1 tRNA gene is annotated in these 328 nt (G+C 38.1%); it reads left to right on the top strand.

Features of this window, described 5'->3' with window-relative positions:
- The first annotated feature begins 62 nt into the window (after positions 1-62).
- Positions 63-134: transfer RNA gene (locus tag HT734_RS09170), tRNA-Glu, on the top strand.
- Positions 135-328 lie beyond the last annotated feature (194 nt).

Below are 328 nucleotides of genomic sequence, written 5' to 3'. Positions count from 1 at the left end.
AAAAAGTAGTTGACAAAAAACAAAAAGGCTGTATAATAGTAAGAGTTGAAAATAACAACTCAGGTCCGTTGGTCAAGGGGTTAAGACACCGCCTTTTCACGGCGGTAACACGGGTTCGAATCCCGTACGGACTATGGTATGTTGCAGATAAAATACTGATTGAAAAAAATTAAAAAAAGTTTCAAAAAAGTGTTGACAAGCGAAAGCGACTGTGATATACTAATATAGTTGTCACTTGAGAGAAGTGAGTGGCAAAGACCTTTGAAAACTGAACAAGACGAACCAATGTGCAGGGCACTACAACAACTGTTGTAGTACTGAACAATGA

Source organism: Streptococcus sp. k-90, assembly GCF_013277565.1.
In the GTDB taxonomy this organism is placed as follows: Bacteria; Bacillota; Bacilli; order Lactobacillales; family Streptococcaceae; genus Streptococcus.
This window is presented reverse-complemented; position numbering and strand designations above follow the sequence as displayed.